Origin of the sequence: Pseudomonas sp. GXZC, from assembly GCF_026967615.1 — a bacterium.
In the GTDB taxonomy this organism is placed as follows: Bacteria; Pseudomonadota; Gammaproteobacteria; order Pseudomonadales; family Pseudomonadaceae; genus Aquipseudomonas; species Aquipseudomonas azotoformans_A.
This window is the reverse complement of the sequence record NZ_CP114115.1, coordinates 4460772-4477566: the sequence shown is the minus strand read 5'-3', so window position 1 is coordinate 4477566 and position 16795 is coordinate 4460772. Positions and strand designations below refer to the sequence as shown.

Sequence of the window (16795 nt, the reverse complement as noted above, 5' to 3'; positions counted from 1 at the left end):
TCAAATCAGCCGCTAGCGTTAATGTTCTCAAGGACTTCCCCAGGAGCAACGGATTTGCGCCCAGCCCCTCAATCCCACCGCCTGCGTCACGGACGCTATTCGGAACACGGCCGCAGTTACCTCGTCACCATCGTCGTCCATAACCGCCAATGTCTATTTACCGACTTGTTCCTGGGGCGCTTGCTGGTTGCCGAATTCCGGAACACCCACGAGTTGGGCCTGATCGAATCCCTGGCTTGGGTCATCATGCCCGACCATATCCACTGGCTATTCGAACTGAAGCAAAAGACCCTGAGCGATGTAATTCGACGTATCAAGTCACGTAGCACGCTGACCATCAACCGTCGTCGACGAAGCAAGGAGCGTGTCTGGCAACCCGGCTATCACGATAGAGCGGTGCGCGTGGAGGATGATCTTCGCAAGATGGCCCGTTACATCATTGCCAATCCGTTGCGGGCAGGGTTGGTTGAGCGGGTTGGGGATTACTCGCTGTGGGATGCGGCTTGGCTTTGATTGAGCTCCAGTTGAGGGTGGTTGGGGCTTGAGGCTTGGGGCTTGTAATTGTGGTGAGTGGGGTTGTTGTGGTGAGCGGGCTTGCCCCGCGCTGGGCTGCGAAGCGGCCCCAATCCGGTCACCGCATGTTTCCAGGTAGAACCGGGCCGTCTGGTTTTAGGGCCGCTTCGCGCCCCAGCGCGGGGCAAGCCCGCTCACCACGACAGGCCCGCTCATCACAACCACAACAGCCCCACTCACCACAACAAGCCCGCTCACTACAGAAAATCATTCCAGATTGACGTTTCTAGCGGTGCTGGAAGCGGGGCAGGGAGGCGATGCGCAATTTGGGCTCCTGAAGCCGCGCCAAATCCGTCGCAATCTGCGCCCGCCAAAAATGCGCGCCGGACAATTGCGCATCCACCCACGCCTGGCGCAGCAGCACTTTGGCCTTGTCCACCGAGCCGAAGTGCGCCTGGCGCAGGGTCAGTTGTGCCTTGATGCGCAACATCTGCGGTGCGAACCAGCGTTCGTGGCGGCCGACGGCCAGTTGCAGGGTGTCTTCCAGTACTTCCAGGGCGAGTTTTTCCAGGCCCAGGCGTGCCAGGCCCAGGGCGTATTCACAACGCAGCAAGCTATAGAGCTGGCTGTCACCCTGGCCTTGCAGGTGATGCAGGGCTTCGCCCAGTTGCGGCACGCCGGCTTCCGGCGAGCCTTCGCGGATCAGCAGGATGCTTTCAAAGCACAGGCGAAATTGCCGCCAGATATGCAGGTCCTGGCCGGTGGTGCTGTCTTGCAGCAACCCCAGGTAGTAGCGCACTTTCGGCAGGTTGGACGCCAGCAACGCCAAGGGGATTGCGCCCAGGCACAGCGTGTACCAGAGGGTTGCCGGGTGATCGAGGGAGATGGCTTCGTCGACGCACTGGCCGATCAGGCGCAGTGCCGGGTCGACATCGCCTTCGAGCAGCTGCACCTTGGCCTTGAGGCAGCGCGCGGCGATGCGTTGGTCGAAGTGCACGTCGATGATGTGCGAGCGCGGCGCCGACGGTGAGCCGAGGGCTTCGTCGATATTCTGCCGAGCGCCCAGCAGGTCACCCATGTGGAACAGCGCCACGGCGCGCATGCGCTTGCCGAGCAGTTGGTGGCTGCCGCTGCTGTTCAGGGCGATGTAGCGCTCGGCCAGTTCCAGCGCTTCGGTGTACTGGTTGCAGCCGCAGCGGTCGGTCCACAAACCCCACAACGCGCGCAATTTGTGCTCGGCATCACCGAGGTCGCGGGCGTCTTCGCGCACCTGGCGCCAGGCTTCGCGCATTTCGCTGCCGGTGCCGTAGGTGAGCATCAGCACACTGGCCAGGGCGGTCTGCAACAACATGCGCTGGCGCAACGGCAGTGGGACGAGGCCGTCGCTGGCCAGGCCTTTATCGACCCAGGTGCGGCACTCGCTGACCAGGGACAAACGTAACCACAGCGGCACGCCACCCAGGGTCAGTTCAATACCCAATGCCAAGTCGCCGCTGGGCGAATAGGCCCAGTCGAGCGCCGCACGGATGGTGTTGATTTCCGGGCCGTAGAGCGCCAGCCAGGTTTCCGGCGACAAGCCGTCCAGGGTCTGCCCGGCTTCCTGCAGCATGCCGAGGGCATAGCGTGCATGGCGTTGGCAGGTTGAGCGGGTTTCGCCTTGTTCGCTGAGTTTTTCCAGGGCGTAGGCGCGGGTGGTTTCCAGCAGGCGATAGCGTTTGAGCGCCTTGGACTCACCGGCGATCAGCAGTGACTTGTCCATCAGGCTTTCGAGCAGGGGCAGGGCGTTGCGCGGGTCGAGGCTGCTGCTGGCGGTCATCGCCTTGACCGCTTCCAGGGTGAAGGAGCCGGTGAACACCGCGAGCTGACGCAGCATCGCCTGTTCATCGCCACTGAGCATGGCGTAGGTCCAATCCAGGGTGGCGCTCAAGGAGCGATGGCGGGCGAGGGCGGTGCGTCGGCCAGTCATTTGCAGGCGGAAGCTACCGTCGAGCAGGCCCACCAGGTCCTGGATGCCAAAGGTGCGCACGCGGGCGGCGGCGATCTCGATGGCCAAGGCGTTGCTGTCGAGCTTGCGGCAGATCGCACAGACCGCCGCGACATCGGCATCACCGAACACAAAGTCGGGGTCGAGGGCGCGCACCCGCTCCACAAACAGGCGCACACCGGACCAGGCGAGGGCTTCATGGGCGCTGAGGCTGGCGTGTGCGTCGGGCACTTGCAGCGGTGCCAGGTCGTGAACCCGTTCACCGTCGGCGCGCAGGGGTTCGCGGCTGGTGGTCAGCACATGGCATTGGGGCGCGCTGCGCAGCAGGGTTTCCACGGCGTCGGCGGTGGCCGGCAGCACGTGTTCGCAGTTGTCCAGCACCAGCAACAGACGCCGATTGGCCAGGCTGGCGGCCACGCCGTGCAGTGGGTCTTCGCTGACCGTCTGGATGCCCAGGGCGCTGGCGAGCATACCGGCCACCCATTGCCCGCTGGTGGCGGGGGCCAGGTCGACAAAACAGCTGCCCAGGTTGAGTTCACTGGCCAAGCGCTGCGCCACGGCCATGGCCACGGTGGTCTTGCCGATGCCGCCGGGGCCGGTGAGGGTGACGAAGCGCTGGCTCATGACCTGGTCGGCCAGGCTGGCGATCAAGGCGTCGCGGCCGATCACTTCAGCTGTCGACGTCGGCAGGTTGGGCTCATCCACCCGCACATAAGGCACCGGCAGGTGCTCTTCACCGGGAGCCAGTACCGTGACGGGCGCCACAAAACGATAACCCCGACCCGGCACCGTGACGATGTAGCTGAAGTTGCCATCGTCACCCAGGGCCCGGCGCAGCGCGACGATCTGCGCGCGCAGGTTGCATTCCTCCACCACCACCTTGGGCCAGGCGAAGGAGATCAGTTCGGATTTCTCCAGCAGTTCGCCGGCGCGGGTCACCAGGGCAATGAGCAGGTAGAGCGCACGGCTGCCGAGGGTCACCGGCTCGCCGTTACGCAGCAATACGTGCTGCCTTGCCAGGAGTAGGAAAGGGCCGAAGCCAATGGTGCTGTCCGGTGTGGCCGGCGTGGGGTGGTCTGCGTCCAGGAAGGACACTGCGTGGTTCTTGCTCGAGCTCATCAAATCGTCCTTTTTATAGTCGGGCTTGTTTTCGGCGATCAGGCCGTTCGCCCTTTTTGGGGTGCAGATGTGCAGCAGCAGTCTTGGAAAGTTGATGTCGATCAAAAGGTCGGAAGGCCGCCCTCCTTTGGGGCGTGGTGGTTTTTATAGGTGGATCGCCGGCCATGCTTCAGGGGATGAGACTGTCTCAGAGCTGAAACATTTTATTACCAGAAACACGGATAAAGCAGAATGTATGCCAGTTGGCATGTAACAAACATGACAACAACCGTATGAAATTTATGGTGATTTTTGCGGTCGTCGGCGGCCCGTAAGAGCCGTCGTTCGGAAAGGCGAATATTTCTAATTGTGTCGTTCGGGATGCCGAATAAACCGCCGGGGTTTTGGCAATGTTTTATTGACTGTGTATCGAACTGTATCCCCGCCCCATCCTGATACACCCGCATGACGTTCTATCGCGTTCGCGACACAGACCGGATACACGCCTGGCTTTAACTCTGCACACCAGCTGGCGCAGGCGGTCACCGACCCCAAGGCGCCCTGGCCACACTCAGTCAAGCCAGGAGACTCACCCCATGAAGCGTCCTTACGCAGCCCTCGCGGCAACCCTCGCCCTGTCCCTCAGTGCCTTCGCGGCCGTGGCCCATGCCGATGAACCCAAGCCCCAGGAAAAATGCTTCGGCGTGGCCCTGGCCGGTGCCAACGATTGCGCCGCAGGCGCTGGCACCTCGTGCGCCGCCACCTCCACCACCGACTACCAGGGCAACGCCTGGGTGCTGGTGGACAAAGGCACCTGCACCCAGATCAAGACCCCTAAAGGCTTCGGCAGCCTGACGGAGCAGCCGTGATCCAGCGCCTGCTCCCCGAAGCCCTGCTGTTGCTGGTGGCGCGGGTGGCGATTGCGGCGGTGTTCTTCCTGTCGGGGCGCACCAAGGTCACGGGGTTTCTTGAGCTCAAGCCGTCGACCTACACCCTGTTCCGTTCGGAGTACGCCTTGCCGCTGATCCCGCCGGACTGGGCTGCGCACCTGGCGACTTATGCCGAGCACCTGTTCCCGCTGTTGCTGGTGCTGGGCCTGCTGACCCGTCCGGCCGCCGCCGCGCTGCTGGGCATGACCCTGGTGATCGAGGTGTTTGTGTACCCCGCCGCCTGGCCGGTGCACCTGACCTGGGCGGGCTTGTTGTTGCCGCTGCTGGCGTACGGCGGTGGAGCCTGGTCGTTGGACCGCCTGATCTTGGGCAAACGTTCTTAACTTTGATGGAGATTTCCAATGCGTATGCTTTCTTCCCTGGCCATTGCTATGGCCCTGACTGTCCCGATGCTGGCCCAGGCGGCCGATGCTCCGCAGCCTGGCACCGGTAAAAGCGTAGTGATCGTGCCCGGTTCGTTTGTCGACGGTTCCGGCTGGCGGGTGGTGCACGACATCCTGATTCACAAGGGCTACAAGGTCACCGTGGTGCATCAGGGCCACGAGAGCCTGGCCGCCGATGTGGCCGAGGCCCGCGAAGTACTGGAGCAGCAAGTCGGCCCGGTGGTGCTGGTGGGGCAAAGCTCCGGTGGCGGGGTGATCTCGATTGCCGGCGACCGCGACAAGGTCAAGTCGCTGGTCTACGTCTCGGCGTTGCAGCCGGAAGTGGGCGAGAACATGGCCCAGTTGATCGGCTCGATGCCGGCGCCCAGCGATGACATCAAGGCCAGCCGCGACGGCCATCTGTTCTTCGATCGCACCAAGTTCAACGCCGACTTTGCGGCCGACCTGACCACCAACCGCACCGACTTCATGGCCGCCTCCCAAGTACCGGCGACCGCTGCCTTGTTCGGCGGCACCGTGTGGGCCGCGGCCTGGCACAAAAAACCGACCTACGCCGTGGTCTCCACCGAAGACCGTGCCCTGAGCCCGGACCTGCAGCGCTGGATGTACAAGCGCGCCGGTTCCAAGGTCACCGAAATCAAGGCCAGCCACTCGGTGTACATCTCCCAGCCTGAGGCTGTGGCGAAGGTCATCGAAGACGCTGCGTCCGTTATCAAGTAATTCACCCCAACCCCGGAGAAACACCCATGAACACTGCACTCAAATCCCGCCTGAGCCTCGCTGCCGCTGCTGCCCTGATCGCCATGGCTTCGGCTTCGTTCGCCACCGCTGCCAGCGCTGCTGATCAGCAGGAAAAACCCGGCCGCTGCTACGGCGTCAACACCTGCAAAGGCACCAGCCTGTGCGCCACCGCCAAGAACGACTGCAAAGGCCTCAATAGCTGCAAGGGCGAAGGCGTGATCGTCAAGACCCCGTCCGAGTGCCTCAAGGCCGGCGGCACCCTGACCGAACCGAAGTAATCCACCCGGCGGGCCCTGTGTGGGCTCGCCACTTATTCTTTGCGGAGATCCGCCATGTCGACATCCAACCCGCACTTTTCAGGCTACGGCCTGGGCCTGCGCAAGGAGCATTACTGCGACTTCCTGGAGACCTCGGTGCCCGTGGATTTCGTCGAGGTGATCTCCGAAAACTTCATGGTCGCGGGCGGCCAGCCCCGGCACATTTTACGTCAGGTGCGCGAGCGCTACCCGGTGGCGCTGCACGGTGTGTCCATGTCCATCGGCACCGCCGAAGGGCTGGACGGGGATTACTTGAAGCGCCTCAAGTCGCTGGTGGATGAAGTCGAACCGCTGTTCGTGTCCGACCACCTGAGTTGGTCGCGCAGCGGCGGCTTCAACTCCCATGACTTGCTGCCAGTGCCGTACACCGAAGAGGCACTGGACCGGGTCTGCGCCAACATCCAGCAAGCCCAGGACGTGCTGGGCCGCACGATGTTGTTCGAGAACCCGTCGAGTTACCTGGCGTTCGAAGGCGCCTCCATGACCGAGTGGGAATTTATCGCGGCCATGGCCCGGCGCACTGGCTGCGAGCTGCTGCTGGACGTCAACAATGTGTTCGTCAGTGCCAGCAACCACGGTTTCGACGCCCAGGCGTTTCTCAAGGGTATTCCCGCCGAACGTGTGCGCCAGGTGCACCTGGCTGGCCACAGTCAAGGCCGTGACATCTTGATCGACAGCCATGACAGCCCGGTGTGCACCGGCGTCTGGGAGCTGTACGCCCAGGCCATGACCCGACTGGGGCCGGTGGCGACCATGATCGAGCGCGACGATGAGATCCCGCCACTGGCCGAGCTGCTCCAGGAATTGGCCATGGCGCGCACGTTGGGAGCGCAACGATGAACCTGGCACAGCTACAACAGACCTTTCGCAGCTGGTTAGTGAGTGCCTCGGATGAATCCGCGCAGGCGCTGGGCAATCATCACGCCGGCCTGGCGGTGTACCAGAACAACTACCGCGCGCAGTTGGTGGGGTGCCTGGAACAGGCATTTCCCAACCTGCGCCGTTGGGTCGGGGAAGAGGCCTTCCTGGCGGCGAGCATCACCCATATCGACAACCATCCGCCCCACGCCTGGACGCTGGACGCGTATCCGGAGGGCTTCTACGCCACCTTGAAGGCGGTGTTCCCGCGCAACCCGGATGTTCATGAACTGGCCTGGATCGAGTCGGCCCTGAACGAAGCCTTTGTCGCCGCCGATGCACAGCCGTTGGCCCTGGAGGTCCTGGCCGAGCTGGATTGGGACACGGCCGTGTTGCAGTTGACGCCGTCGTTACGCTGCCACGCCCTGACCACCAATGCCGAGGCCATCTGGTCGGCGCTGTGGCAGGAAACGCCCACGCCGGAAGCGGTGATGCTGGAACAGGCGGGTGGCTTGCTGGTGTGGCGACGCCAATTCACGTCGCGTTTGCGCCAGGTGGATGCGCTGGAACTACTGGCCGTGCAACAGCTACAGGCCGACGGCAGTTTCGCCGGGCTGTGTGAGTTCCTGGTGCAGCGCCTGGGGGAAGAAGCGGGTGTGATGCAGGCAGGGGAATACCTGGCCGGTTGGCTGGGCAGTGAATTAATAGTGGGAGTCCGTCATGTTTGATCGTCGTGGTTTTTTGCTGTTGGCAGCGGTGGTGATGGCCGCACCGGCATTGGCCGTGCAGCAGGTGAGTACCGATGACGGCGAGATCCGTTATGAAGCCTTCGGGCCGGAGGAGGGCCGGGCGATCATCTTGCTGGCGGCGGATGTGAACGCTTTTGCCACGGTCAGCGGACCGTTGGCGGCCCAAGGTTTCCGGGTGATCGTCCCCAACCTGCGCGGGCAGGATGAGGCGGCGCAAGGCCAGGATGTGCTGGAACTGATGAACGCGCTGCATATCCCCGAGGCGGTGTTGGCGGGTGTGGAGGCGGGTGGGCGCGTGGCCGTGCGTGCCGCTGGGTTGAAACCGAGCCGCTGTGTGGGCCTGGTCACCTTGAACAGCGCACCCCAGGCCGGTTTCGCCGAAACGGTAGAGGTGATGGCCAAGACCGGGCACTGGCGAACATGAAAATACTGACAGCCAGCCAATCCAGCACTGAAAAAATTCGCCGCAGCCCTTAATCTAAACGCCTTTGTCACCTGCGCGGATTGTCCATGTCTTCTGTTGCCGATGGGTTGCCCCTCAATAAACGCCTGCCGGCCGTGATGGCGATCTCCCTGGGGATCGGCATGGCGACCCTGGACACGGCCATCGTCAACACGGCGTTGCCGACCCTGGCCGAGGGGATTGGCACCGATTCCGCCTCGGTGATCTGGGTGGTGAACGCCTACCAGTTGGCGATCATCGCCACGGTGTTGCCGTTTGCGTCCCTCAGTGATGTGTTGGGGCATCGCCGGGTGTACCTCGGCGGGTTGCTGCTGTTTATTGTCTCGTCGCTGTTTTGCGGGCTGGCCGGGTCGCTGGTCACCCTGACGGCTGCGCGGGTGGTGCAGGGGCTGGGCGCGGCGGCGATCATGAGCGTGAACACGGCGCTGCTGCGGCATATCTACCCGTCAAAAATGCTCGGTCGGGGGCTGGGTTACAACTCGCTGGTGGTGGGGTTGGCGTTTACCCTGGGGCCGACCGCCGCATCGGCGATTCTGTCGGTGGCGACCTGGCACTGGCTGTACCTGATCAACGTGCCCTTGGGCTTGCTGGCACTGGCGTTGGGCCTGCGTTCATTGCCGACCCTGCCGATGACCGGGCACGCGTTCGATCGCCTTGCCGCTGTGTTGTGCGCGGGACTGTTTGCCTTGCTGGTGCTGGGTTTGGGCACGGCGGTGCACGGCGCCCAGGGCGCCTTGACCTTGGGCCTGATCGCCGTGGCGCTGGTGTGCGGCGCATTGCTGCTGCGGCGCCAGGCCGGGCACCCGGCGCCGATGCTGGCGCTGGACCTGTTCAAGCGCCCGGTGTTTGCCTTGTCTTCCCTCACTGCCATTTGCGCGTTCAGCGCCCAGGGCCTGGCCTTTGTGTCGCTGCCGTTCCTGTTGCAGGCGGTTCTTGGGCATAGCCAGGTGGAAACCGGTTTCCTCATGACGCCGTGGCCAGCGGTTGTGGCAGTAATGGCGCTGGTGGCGGGGCGCCTGGCCGACCGCGTGAACCTGGGCGTGCTGTGCGGCATTGGCCTGTTGATGCTCAGCGTGGGCATGGCCGCGCTCGCGACCCTGGGCAGCGGTGCTTCGGCGTTTGATATCGGCTGGCGCATGGCACTGTGTGGCGCGGGTTTCGGCTTCTTCCAGTCACCCAATCTCAAGGCCTTGATGACCAGTGCGCCGTTGGCCCGCAGCGGCGGGGCCAGTGGCATCGTGGCGATTTCGCGGTTGTTGGGGCAGACGTTGGGCGCGTCCTTGGTGGCCTTGTGTTTCCACCTGTCCCTGGGCAGCGGGCCGCAATATGCACTGTGGCTGGGCTGCGGGTTTGCCTTGGTCGGTGCGGTGGCCAGTGGTCTGCGGTTGTTTCCCTATGGGAAAAAGGTCTGATTAAGGCTACCGTGGCGACCTGAATATTTCGGGATGTTTCCAGATTTATGTCCAGCCTGGCCCTCCGCACCGCTGATACCCACTCCCGCCGCGCCGCGCTGACCCTGGCGTTATGCCTGCCCAGCGACGTGTTGCTCTACCTGCTGCTGCCGATGGAATCCCAGGCCTTCGGCATCACCCTGGCCCAAGCCGGTGTGCTGCTGGCGGCCAACCGCCTGGTGCGGATTTTCGGCTACCGCCATGTGCTCAATTTTTACGCGCGTAACGGCGACCGCCTGACCTGCATGATCGCCGCCGGCGCCGCCACCCTGTGCGCCGTGGGCAACTCGCTGCTGTCCGGCTTCGCCGCCTTGCTCTGCCTGCGCCTGGTGTGGGGCCTGTGTTTTGCTGCGTTGAACCTGTCGACCCAAGTATTGGCCACCTCGGAACCCGCCGGTGCCGCACGCCGGGCCGGGCGTTCCCGCGCGCTCATCGCCCTGGGGCCGATGCTGGCGTTGCCCCTGGGCGGCTGGCTGACATTGATGGCCGGCCCGCGTCCGATCTTTCTGATTCTGGCCGGCTGCTGCCTGGTGGGCTTGTGGATGGCGCGCGGCTTGCCTACGGTCGGGCATGACTTGCACAGCACGCCGGGGCGGCGCTTCAAGTGGCCGGACAGCGTGGCGATGTGGTCGTTTATCGAGGGGGTGGCGCTGGACGGCCTGTTTATCTTCGGGCTGTCGATCCAGGCGCAGAAGCTGCTGGGCGGCGATGCGGTGCTGATCGCCGGTGGCCTGATGGCGCTGCGGTACGTCTCGGAAATGCTCCTGAGCCCCCTGGGCGGTCGCGCGGCCCAGCGGTTTGGCGCGACCTCGATGCTGTTGCTGTTTTCGTTCCTGAGTGCCCTGGCCCTGACCGCGTTCGGCAGCTACTGGGTGATTGTCGGCGCGGCGGCGGTGCTGGTGCTGCGTGCGCTGCAACTGCCGCTGGTGACGACCCTGGTGGCCGAGCGCAACCCCGGTTCCATGCGCGTGTCGGCGCTGGCTTCGAATGCCGTGTGGCGCGATATCGGCGCAGGCCTCGGGCCCTTGCTCGCCGGCTTGCTGCTGCCGATCGCCTCGGCGCCGTGGGTGTTTGGCCTGGCCGGTGCGGCGATTGCTGTCAGCGCGGTGTTCTGCTGGCGGGCAAAGATTTCCAACTGACGATGTGAGGGTGTGCGTGTCCCATCAAGAAGACTTCGTAGGCGTGCTGGACAAGGCGTATCGACACTGGACCGGGCAGGGACTGCCGGCCCCCGACCACCTCGACCCGCAACAGCGCCTGGCCTGGCTGCACCGCGACGCGCCCTACAGCCTGCTCGCCCATGACGGCGCCGCAGACCCGCGTTTTACCTACGTGAATGACTGCGCGTTGCAGTGCTTCAAATACCCGCGCGAGCGCTTCATCGGCATGCCTTCACGCTTCAGCGCCTCGGAACTCGACCGCGCCGCGCGCCAGGTGCTACTGGAGCAAGTCACCGCCAACGGCATCGCAGCCGGTTACAGCGGTTGGCGCGTAGATGCCTTTGATCAGCCCTTCATGATCCACGCCGGGGTAGTCTGGACCCTGCTCGACGACGCCGGGCAACTCTGCGGCCAGGCCGCGCTGTTTTGGCCCGACGCGCAACGCATCGGCGTGCTGGCCTAAGCGCTTTTAAAGGCCTGCAGCCAGGCGGGGTCGAACCGGGTCTGCTCGGGATCGATCCCCAGCGCCTGCATCTTGGCCTTATGCGCCTCGACCTCAGCGACCAGTTGCACCTGGGCGCTGGAGTTGGCGTCCAGCTCATGCATCTGCGTCAGGCCCAAATGATAAAAACGCAGCACCTTGATCGCCGTCGGGTCATTCGCCTGCACCCGCTCGGTGACCTTGTGCATCACATTGGTCACGCTCATCAGGTTGCGCTTGAGCTGCCAGCCATACACCGCCGCCGCCAGCCACGGCTGGCTCCAGAACGGCCCGCGCACCAGCGCCACCGTAATCAGCACCCCGGCGAACACACCGCCGACATTAAAGCGGAAATTATCCCCGCCAGGCTCGCCAAACAGCATCACCGCCAGGCTCGACAGCAACATCGCCAAGGCCAGGAACAGCACCGCCACCATCAACGTGCTGCGCCGGGTTTGTTGGCGGAAGGTGACAGGGTCACAGGGTTTGAGCTCGAACATCCGGTTCATGCCTCCAGAAGGGGCGGGCATCATCTCACGCCTGGGCAAACAAGTTGAACGATGGCGCAAGGCGGTTTCTCTAAACCTGTGTAGACCCTTTGAGGTGAACCATCATGTCCGAGTACAACCAGCCACCGCCCGGCACCCCAAACCCTGACCGCACACCCGGAGAAGAAGAGCGCGACAACGATGCGTTGCGCCCCAACGACCCGGCGGAGCGTCAGGACGACGACGTGGAACGCGTCGAGGAAGACCTGGAAAACCTGCACGACAAGGCCCGCCCACTCTGAACGAGGAGAACCCCGTGAGTAACCCCCCCAAAGGCCCGGCTTCGGGCGAGCATGCCAGTGGCAAGGATGAATTGGGGTTCGACCCGGATTCGCCGGATGTGGCGGATCCGCAGGTGGACCCGGTAGGACCGGCGATTGCGCCGTTGGATAAGGAAAAGAAGGACAAGGAGGGGAGGAAGCCGCCATATGACCCGTTGGGCGACTTGAAGCCTTGAGTCTGTGCGACCTTCCCACACCTGCATCCTGCATGAGGTAAGGAGTTGACCTGCACCAGTCAGTCACTGACCATTGGTCGCCCACATGCCAGACGGCTGTAGCGGGGAGCGCGACCTGGAGTTCCTGACCTTCCTGCGCTATGTGTGGAATTTCGACCGTGACTCGCGCCCTGGCATCGAGAAAACGCGTCCGGCGGTGGGGCCAGAGGTGCCTACTGTCCAGTTGCAAAATCGCCGGCAAATAGAGGCGTTGCTCAAGGGTTTTCCAGCCGCGCCGCCAGTGTTTTTTGCCAAGCCAGGGAGTACGGATGAACCAGACGGAGATTCAACCGATCGCTCACCTACCGCCACAGATCGCTGACCTTGAGAACGCGGCGTTGGCTGAGGGTTTCAGGTTTCTTACCCGATTGATCTCGGAGTGGCACTCAGGCGCCAATCGCTTCGATGCGCCTGGAGAGTGCCTGATGGCAGCTTATTTGAACGAGCGATTGGTGGGGATCGGGGGGCTTTCAGTTGATCCCTACGCTGGGGCCAGTGTCGGGAGGTTGCGACGTGTATACGTGGTGCCTAGTTCTAGGGGGCAGTATGTTGGTCTGAGGATGGTGAATGCGCTGGTTGTTCATGCTGCTTTGCACTTTAGAAGCGTGAGGCTTAATACCGATACTGTTGAGGGAAGCCTGTTTTACCTGCGTTGCGGCTTTGTCGGGGTAGAGGATGGGGATGCGACTCATAGGATGGAGTTGGGCAATGATTGATGTTGGTAGGTTTCGGCCAGAAGCTGACATTTGCGAGCTGATAAATGTCACCGTTCGCAGTGGCTGCTTTTCCGCAACTGCGAAATCAACGCTTCGAGTGGCGATGCTTCTGTTAACTCTGAGGATACAACCTCGCCGCCACGAGCAATGACATCCAAGGTTGTATCCTGGAACGTAACCACCCAATGCCTCGCGCCCAATGTCCGCCAGTAGTTCGTTTCTTCAGTGCCTGTCAGTTCGTTGAAAGAGTATGGCTGCAAGCCGCTCGCCACGTAGCGATGGTGCCCCAAGCCTTGATCATTGATGGGGGCCAGGCGATGGTCTATAAGCCCCGTAAACCTCACAACGGCAATCGTTTCGTTTCCCGGTCGGAAGTATGCCACCCAGAGGCTACCTGACGCTGCCAGTATCGCGGGTGATTCAGGAGTACCCAACTCGGGAGCGATGCACCAGATTGAGGATGTGACGTTTGGCATTTTTCCTATCACCTTAATGCCAGAGCCAGGAGGGGGTTCAGCAAGGTAATAGTATGTCTTTTTGCGACGTTTTCTACCTCTCGCGAAAGGCTGAAATCGGCCAGCTGTGACCTTTGATAGAGCAGGCTTACCCACGAGGAGGCTTATTCAGCAGCGCACATACTCTTTGAGTTGTGTCATCTGCGCTATCGGGAACGACTATGGAAATGCCTAAATAGTGTTCAAGGTGCAGCGTAAGCGTGTGTTCGTCCACCAACAGATCCCAGTAGCGCTGGTCTAGACCATCAAGCTTCTCCTTCCAGCGACCGCCCAGCCCTTGCTCAAGAACCTGGGCCACCTCCTCGAAAAGCTCCCAGTCGGCTTTTCCTGATACTTCAATTGTCGCCATTCTTCACCTCACTACTGGCAGTCCCCGATTCTGCTGGCTTCTGCGGATAGCCGCAACGTATCGATAGTCGTCGTTAGGATTTGGCTGCTCTTGGCCGATTTCTGCCCATTGCGAGAGGCAGAAAACGGCCAAAAGCAGACACTGACGTCGAGGTACAGGACCCGCATTTTAGCCTGACAGGATTCAGCATCGCAGGTGATAGACACGCTAGTGGCCACATAGTAGCATCGAGCAAGAAAATCATAATAATGTATTGGAAGGGAGTCTGATATGGCGTTAACCAACTCTTATGTGCAAGTGTATGGGCAATTACCTGATCTTTTCAGCCGCATACGCGAAGCTGGCGCTCCAGACAAGTTTACTACTCAGCATTTGAAAGACTGGGGATATACGTCATCAAATTTCCGCGCTGTTATTCCTTTGTTAAAATCTTTGGGTTTTCTAGCTCCCGATGGCTCTCCCACAACCAGATATCACGACTATCGTAATAACGCACAATCGGCAAGTGTAATGGCGGAAGCATTAAGAGAAGCTTATGGTGATTTATTCAATATCAAAGCTAATCCAACGCAAAGTGATAGGACCCTAATCGAGGGGAAATTCAAAAGCTCGCACAACGCCACACCAAACACCGCAAAAATGATGGCGAGCACTTTTTATTCTTTATTAGGCCTCGCGGACTTGTCCAGCTCTGCAAATCAGAGCAGCAGTCCACTGGAGAACACTCGAGCACAGCCTGCGGATCCACAACCAGTTCAACTGAGTGAACACCAACACAAGTCCACACGACCTTCTCTTCATTACAATATTCAGATCCACCTGCCTGCGACGAAAGACATCGAGGTTTTCAACGCAATTTTTAAATCCCTAAAGGAGCATCTGCTTGACTGACCTCAAAAAAGATCTGCGGGACTTTATGTTTAGGGGGATTATGTTTGAATCTGAGGCTGGCCAATTTCAATCGGCTGGCATACAGGTCGGTGCCGATCAAGGAGATGCAGAAGAAAGACTGTTGTCCGAGGGGCTGTCCGTTTTCGGTATTTCCAGAAGAAATAATGCATTAGAAATGGCTAGATTATATGCAATTTTGCATTGCTTTGAAAACGAAGTTCGATCATTGATTAGTGAGACCCTAGAAGAAAAAGAAGGACCTGACTGGGCAGACAAACTACCCGCCAAAGTCCGCCAACATGCTACATCCAGGCAAAATACCGCACTCACTGATTCATGGCTAGAAGGAGAGAAGTCAGACATTTTAGGCTTCGTTGATTTTGGGCAGCTATCCTCAATCATTTTAGAGAAATGGATCTATTTTGAAGCCCTAATGCCCTCCCAGCATTGGTTAAAGCAGAGAATGGATGAGCTGGAAAAGTCAAGAAACTTTATAGCCCATAATCGCATGCTCTTACCTAGTGAGTTCCAACGAATTTACATGTATATAGCTGACTGGAATAAAGTTATTGGACTATAAAAAATAACCCAGAAAAGCCAATAGAATAGATTGTGTATCATCGGGAAGCCGTAATTTTTAGATAGCGTCTCACAATCGCTCTGGACGTTTTCTGCTTCTGGCCAACGACTTCAATGGCAGAAATTTCCCTAGTTTGGTAAACATCTGGCGGCGGATATTGGCCGAGAGCTGTAACTTACGAACGACTGCTTTCGGCCATATAACGGACCCTTGGATTGAAAACATAATTCGGTACTTCAATGACAGCCATTTCCATCGTACGGATAAGAATTACGTAGCTAATGAGAGATTCGACAGTTGCCGTTTAGGGTAAACCTGAATTAGATTAGCTCTATAGCGAAGCGATATAAAATACAACCATTAGTCACCACAGCCATGCAGGGAGCGCTCAACGTATGGAAAAAAGATATCAAGTATTTGTAAGCTCGACATTTATAGATTTACAAGAGGAGAGGCAGGAGGTTATGCAAGCCCTCCTTGAGTTAGATTGCATGCCGTCTGGTATGGAGTTGTTTCCAGCGACTAATGACGATCAGTGGAGCTTAATAAAGCAGGTTATTGATGATAGCGACTATTACATTGTTGTTCTCGCAGGTAGATATGGATCAATCAGTTCGACCGGACTAAGCTATACAGAAATGGAGTACAGATACGCGCTAGAGACAGGAAAGCCAATCATAGGTTTTGTTCATAGCGCTGTAGAAGATCTACCTGCAAAATACAGTGAAGCGAATGCAGAGGGGAAAGAAAAGCTAGAAAGTTTCAGAGGCCTAGTACAAAAAAAACTTTGTAAGTTTTGGAGTAGCCCTGCCGATCTTGGAAGCCAAGTAAGTCGAAGTTTGATGAAGCTTATCAAAAGCCACCCCGCCGTCGGTTGGGCGAGGGCAAATTTGGTTCCAAGTGAAAGCATTGCGCAAGAGATGCTAACACTTCGTAGGAGGATAGAGGAACTTGAGCAGGAAATTGCGTCTGCAGGTGTGACGGAACCACAGAGAGCCGCTAACTTAGCCAAAGGAGACGACGAATTTAGTATATCTTATAGTTTTTTCGCCGGAACCGACCCTTGGGATAAAGCCGAGTACGAGGCTTCCTCAAATATAAGCTGGAATGAGATATTTGCGGCCGTATCTCCCATAATGATAAATGAAGCATCTGATATCGAATTTAAAAATTCTCTTAGCCAAGTTGCAATGGAGTGCGCAAAAGCAGAGTATGAAAATAAACCCGGCTTTGAGAGTAAGTATCTTGATGATTTTGAAATTTTCGAAGATGATTTTCACACTATAAAAATTCAATTTAGAGCTCTTGGACTAATAATGCAAAACGTTAGAAGCAGGCGAACCCAGGACTCTATGACATATTGGACTTTGACGCCATATGGGGATACTGTAATGACAATGCTGAGAGCCATTGAAAAAGAACCTGCTACATTATCAGAAAAAATCTCAGCCATATGACTCTAGATGCCTCAGCATCGTTCGCCGCTGGAGTCTAAAGTCGGCCGTTTCTCGCGACTTACTGAGGGTTGAAATCGTCCAAAAACGGACAATTA

At 59.4% G+C, this 16795-nt stretch carries 21 protein-coding genes; 18 read left to right on the top strand and 3 right to left on the bottom strand.

All coding sequences use genetic code 11. The features are described from left to right. The first annotated feature begins 54 nt into the window (after positions 1 to 54). Positions 55 to 513 (top strand): REP-associated tyrosine transposase, encoded by a 459-nt coding sequence (locus OZ428_RS20950; protein WP_269131153.1) that lies wholly within the window; start codon positions 55 to 57, stop codon positions 511 to 513. 286 nt (positions 514 to 799) lie between these two features. Here the strand turns inward: OZ428_RS20950 and OZ428_RS20945 are convergent, their stop codons facing one another. Next, positions 800 to 3616, bottom strand: a complete 2817-nt coding sequence (locus OZ428_RS20945; RefSeq protein ID WP_269131152.1) for an ATP-binding protein — start codon at positions 3614 to 3616, stop codon at positions 800 to 802. Between the two features lie 575 nt (positions 3617 to 4191). Between OZ428_RS20945 and OZ428_RS20940 the strand changes: the two genes are divergently transcribed. The 10 genes from OZ428_RS20940 (at position 4192) to OZ428_RS20895 (ending at position 11130) form a co-directional block, all read left to right on the top strand. After that, the gene (locus tag OZ428_RS20940) at positions 4192 to 4464 is read left to right on the top strand and encodes a BufA1 family periplasmic bufferin-type metallophore (protein ID WP_010209548.1); all 273 of its coding nucleotides are present in this window, start codon (positions 4192 to 4194) and stop codon (positions 4462 to 4464) included. Further along, entirely contained in the window at positions 4461 to 4868 is a 408-nt protein-coding gene (locus tag OZ428_RS20935) for a DoxX family protein (RefSeq protein ID WP_033901356.1), read from the top strand. The genes OZ428_RS20940 and OZ428_RS20935 overlap by 4 nt, the downstream gene beginning before the upstream one ends. Positions 4869 to 4886: 18 nt before the next feature. Continuing rightward, positions 4887 to 5648, top strand: a complete 762-nt coding sequence (locus tag OZ428_RS20930; protein ID WP_269131151.1) for an alpha/beta fold hydrolase — start codon at positions 4887 to 4889, stop codon at positions 5646 to 5648. Between the two features lie 26 nt (positions 5649 to 5674). Further along, on the top strand, positions 5675 to 5947 hold the full coding sequence (bufA2, locus tag OZ428_RS20925) for a BufA2 family periplasmic bufferin-type metallophore (RefSeq protein ID WP_016979675.1): 273 nt from the start codon (positions 5675 to 5677) through the stop codon (positions 5945 to 5947). A gap of 54 nt (positions 5948 to 6001) precedes the next feature. Beyond that, a complete protein-coding gene (gene bufB, locus OZ428_RS20920; RefSeq protein WP_038850271.1) occupies positions 6002 to 6826 on the top strand; it encodes an MNIO family bufferin maturase in 825 nt (274 codons plus the stop codon). Beyond that, positions 6823 to 7572, top strand: coding sequence for an HvfC/BufC N-terminal domain-containing protein (locus OZ428_RS20915; RefSeq protein WP_269131150.1), 750 nt, complete (start codon positions 6823 to 6825; stop codon positions 7570 to 7572). The genes bufB and OZ428_RS20915 overlap by 4 nt, the downstream gene beginning before the upstream one ends. After that, a complete protein-coding gene (locus OZ428_RS20910; RefSeq protein ID WP_269131149.1) occupies positions 7565 to 8017 on the top strand; it encodes an alpha/beta fold hydrolase in 453 nt (150 codons plus the stop codon). The genes OZ428_RS20915 and OZ428_RS20910 overlap by 8 nt, the downstream gene beginning before the upstream one ends. A gap of 86 nt (positions 8018 to 8103) precedes the next feature. Beyond that, on the top strand, positions 8104 to 9468 hold the full coding sequence (locus OZ428_RS20905; RefSeq protein WP_269131148.1) for an MFS transporter: 1365 nt from the start codon (positions 8104 to 8106) through the stop codon (positions 9466 to 9468). Between the two features lie 47 nt (positions 9469 to 9515). Continuing rightward, positions 9516 to 10646, top strand: a complete 1131-nt coding sequence (locus OZ428_RS20900; protein ID WP_016979669.1) for an MFS transporter — start codon at positions 9516 to 9518, stop codon at positions 10644 to 10646. A 16-nt stretch (positions 10647 to 10662) separates the two neighbouring features. Then, positions 10663 to 11130 carry an MEKHLA domain-containing protein gene (locus OZ428_RS20895; RefSeq protein WP_269131147.1) on the top strand — a complete coding sequence of 156 codons (468 nt, stop codon included), beginning with the start codon at positions 10663 to 10665 and terminating at the stop codon, positions 11128 to 11130. Here OZ428_RS20895 and OZ428_RS20890 read toward each other — a convergent pair. After that, positions 11127 to 11648 (bottom strand): DUF3087 family protein, encoded by a 522-nt coding sequence (locus tag OZ428_RS20890; RefSeq protein WP_033901363.1) that lies wholly within the window; start codon positions 11646 to 11648, stop codon positions 11127 to 11129. The genes OZ428_RS20895 and OZ428_RS20890 overlap by 4 nt on opposite strands. A 113-nt stretch (positions 11649 to 11761) precedes the next feature. Between OZ428_RS20890 and OZ428_RS20885 the strand changes: the two genes are divergently transcribed. The 4 genes from OZ428_RS20885 (at position 11762) to OZ428_RS20870 (ending at position 12908) form a co-directional block, all read left to right on the top strand. Beyond that, positions 11762 to 11938 (top strand): hypothetical protein, encoded by a 177-nt coding sequence (locus OZ428_RS20885; RefSeq protein ID WP_163825853.1) that lies wholly within the window; start codon positions 11762 to 11764, stop codon positions 11936 to 11938. A 14-nt stretch (positions 11939 to 11952) separates the two neighbouring features. Continuing rightward, positions 11953 to 12153 (top strand): DUF6021 family protein, encoded by a 201-nt coding sequence (locus tag OZ428_RS20880; protein WP_269131146.1) that lies wholly within the window; start codon positions 11953 to 11955, stop codon positions 12151 to 12153. Positions 12154 to 12238: 85 nt separating this feature from the next. Beyond that, positions 12239 to 12514 carry a hypothetical protein gene (locus OZ428_RS20875; protein WP_269134250.1) on the top strand — a complete coding sequence of 92 codons (276 nt, stop codon included), beginning with the start codon at positions 12239 to 12241 and terminating at the stop codon, positions 12512 to 12514. Next, a complete protein-coding gene (locus OZ428_RS20870; RefSeq protein ID WP_269131145.1) occupies positions 12462 to 12908 on the top strand; it encodes a GNAT family N-acetyltransferase in 447 nt (148 codons plus the stop codon). The genes OZ428_RS20875 and OZ428_RS20870 overlap by 53 nt, the downstream gene beginning before the upstream one ends. A gap of 603 nt (positions 12909 to 13511) precedes the next feature. Here OZ428_RS20870 and OZ428_RS20865 read toward each other — a convergent pair. Further along, complete coding sequence (locus OZ428_RS20865) at positions 13512 to 13772, bottom strand: DUF3630 family protein (protein ID WP_269131144.1); 261 nt, start codon at positions 13770 to 13772, stop codon at positions 13512 to 13514. Between the two features lie 270 nt (positions 13773 to 14042). Between OZ428_RS20865 and OZ428_RS20860 the strand changes: the two genes are divergently transcribed. From OZ428_RS20860 to OZ428_RS20850, 3 genes are all read left to right on the top strand, one after another. Next, positions 14043 to 14663 carry a DUF5343 domain-containing protein gene (locus tag OZ428_RS20860; protein WP_269131143.1) on the top strand — a complete coding sequence of 207 codons (621 nt, stop codon included), beginning with the start codon at positions 14043 to 14045 and terminating at the stop codon, positions 14661 to 14663. Then, entirely contained in the window at positions 14656 to 15243 is a 588-nt protein-coding gene (locus OZ428_RS20855) for a Swt1 family HEPN domain-containing protein (protein WP_269131142.1), read from the top strand. The genes OZ428_RS20860 and OZ428_RS20855 overlap by 8 nt, the downstream gene beginning before the upstream one ends. Positions 15244 to 15638: 395 nt before the next feature. Next, the gene (locus OZ428_RS20850) at positions 15639 to 16700 is read left to right on the top strand and encodes a DUF4062 domain-containing protein (RefSeq protein WP_269131141.1); all 1062 of its coding nucleotides are present in this window, start codon (positions 15639 to 15641) and stop codon (positions 16698 to 16700) included. Positions 16701 to 16795 lie beyond the last annotated feature (95 nt).